Origin of the sequence: Streptomyces sp., from assembly GCF_035645055.1 — a bacterium.
Classification (GTDB): Bacteria; Actinomycetota; Actinomycetes; order Streptomycetales; family Streptomycetaceae; genus Streptomyces.
The window spans coordinates 1-2,173 of the sequence record NZ_DASQNH010000095.1; the positions used below are offsets into that span (position 1 = coordinate 1).

The following is a 2,173-nucleotide window of genomic DNA, read 5'->3' on the forward strand; positions in this document are numbered from 1 at the left end:
CGAGTCCGCCTGCGATAGCACCGAGCGGGCCTGTGGCCGCGTCGGCCGAGGCGGCACGGTTGGCGGCGGTGCGCCGTTACGACATTCTCGATACCCCTCCGGACGGCGCCTACGACCGGGTCGCGGCGCTGGCGGCGCGTCTGTTCGAGGTGCCGGTGGCGACGGTGACGATCGTGGACGAGGACCGGATCTGGTTCAAGGCCGCGCACGGACTGGAGGGTGTCAGCGAGATCGGCCGGGATCCGGGGCTGTGCGCCTCGGCGGTCCTGACGGATGACACCACTGTCATCCCCGACACCCTGCTGGACCCGGTCGCCTGTTCCAACCCGCTGGTCGCCGGTCCGATGGGGGTGCGGTTCTACGCGGCCGCTCCGATCATCACCGCCGACGGGTACCGGCTGGGCACGGTCAACGTCCTGGACACCCGCCCCCGCGAGATCAGCGAGGCGGATTCGGCCACGCTCGCGGACCTGGCGGCGGTGGTGCGTGACCAGTTGGAGCTGCGGCTGTCGGCGTTGCGCGTGGTGCGCGCCGAGCAGGAGCGCCGCAAGGTCGAGCAGGAGAAGCGCCAGGCGGAGGAAGAGGCCCGCCAGCGTGCGGAGCGGGACAAGGCGGCCATCGCCGCGTTCGCCTCCACCCTGCAGCGCACCCTGGTGCCTCCCATCCTGCCCGCGGTACCGGGCCTGGAGCTGGCCTGCCACTACAAGACCGCCTCCCCGCAGGAAGTGGGAGGCGACTTCTACGACGTCTTCCCCGTCGGCGGGGACCGGTGGGCGTTCTTCCTGGGCGATGTGTGCGGCAAGGGCGCCGAAGCCGCCTCGGTCACCTCACTGACCCGCTACACGCTGCGGGCCGCAGCCCTCGTCGACGCGGACCCGACGGCCGCGCTGAATGCCCTGAACACGGCGCTGCTGCTGGACGCGGCGGTGGGGACGCGCTTCTGCACCGCCATCTTCGGCGTGCTCGATCCCGCCCCAGATGGCGGTTTCACGGTCACGCTGGCCACCGGCGGCCATCCGCCCGCCTACCATCTGAGCCCCACCGAGGAAGGCGGTGTACGGGTGGAGGCGGTCCGCGCCAAGGGCGGCATGCTGGTCGGCGCGATCGCCGAAGCCGCATTCGCCTCACGCACCCTGCACCTGGCACCCGGCCAGGGCCTGCTGCTGTATACCGACGGGCTGACCGAGGCCCGCACCGCCGATGGCCACATGCTCGACGACACGGGCCTGATGGACTTCCTGGCCCACCGGCCGGCGCCGGTCAGTGCCGGCTCCCTGATCGACGACACCGTCGCGCTCCTGGACACCCTCCCCGACACCGAACGCGACGACGTGGCACTGCTGGCCCTGTCCGTCCCCACTGCGGATGCCGCTCCGGCCGGCATCACCACTACCGCTCACAGCGCCGCCGCCCCGACCGCCGACGCCTCCGTCGGGCAGGAGAACCGACGCCCATGACCGACGCATTCCACATCGACGTCCCGCACACCGACGGCGCCCTGGCCGTGATCGCACTGTCCGGTGAATTCGACATCACCACCGCACCCGCCGTGCGGGCCCGCGCCCTGGAACTCATGGCGGCCGGACACCCCGACCTGGTCGCTGACCTGTCGGGCATCACCTTCTGCGACTCCTCAGGGCTGGGCGCCCTCGTCGGCATCTGGCGTTGCGCCAAGGACGCCGACGGCTCGCTGACCCTGGCGGCCATCCCCGACCGGCTGAGCCGCCTGCTCAGCGTCACCGGGATGGACACCTTCCTGCCCGCGTATCCCAGCGCCGACGCCGCGCTTGCCGCACGCCAAAGCAACCGCACCACCGCCTGAAACCTCTCGCTCGCCAGGGCGGCTCCAACAGCTGGCTAGCACATGACCAAGCGCGCGCCGCGACCAACGTACTGGTCGCGACGCGCGCTCATCCGCTCCGCCAGGCGCTACACGTCGGGCCGCGGCGTACAGCACACCGGATGCTGCCTTTCCCCGCCGGGTTAGTGGGACTCGTCGTAGGGGTCGCGGCTGCCGGACTTGGCCAGCCCGCGGCTGATCATGTAGCCGACGGTCAGGATCACGATGTACAGCCATGCCTTGTCGGCGCGGAAGTAGTCGGTGTGTCCCTCTTCGGTGCCCACGACCATGGAAGCGATCAGTACCGCGACCACGGAGGCGAGGTAGATGAAG

Annotated in this window: 2 protein-coding genes and 1 pseudogene; 2 read left to right on the forward strand and 1 reads right to left on the reverse strand. The window is 71.0% G+C overall.

All coding sequences use genetic code 11. The annotated features are described in order from the left end of the window. Window positions 1–68 precede the first annotated feature (68 nt). Both VE614_RS30310 and VE614_RS30315 read left to right on the forward strand, forming a co-directional pair. The gene (locus VE614_RS30310; protein WP_324944360.1) at window positions 69–1,457 is read left to right on the forward strand and encodes a PP2C family protein-serine/threonine phosphatase; all 1,389 of its coding nucleotides are present in this window, start codon (window positions 69–71) and stop codon (window positions 1,455–1,457) included. Next, the gene (locus tag VE614_RS30315) at window positions 1,454–1,822 is read left to right on the forward strand and encodes an STAS domain-containing protein (protein ID WP_324944363.1); all 369 of its coding nucleotides are present in this window, start codon (window positions 1,454–1,456) and stop codon (window positions 1,820–1,822) included. Before VE614_RS30310 ends, VE614_RS30315 begins: the two co-directional genes overlap by 4 nt. Window positions 1,823–1,983: 161 nt before the next feature. On the opposite strand, the pseudogene VE614_RS30320 reads toward VE614_RS30315, so the two are convergent. Further along, window positions 1,984–2,173, reverse strand: a pseudogene (locus VE614_RS30320) (hypothetical protein); the annotation flags it as partial.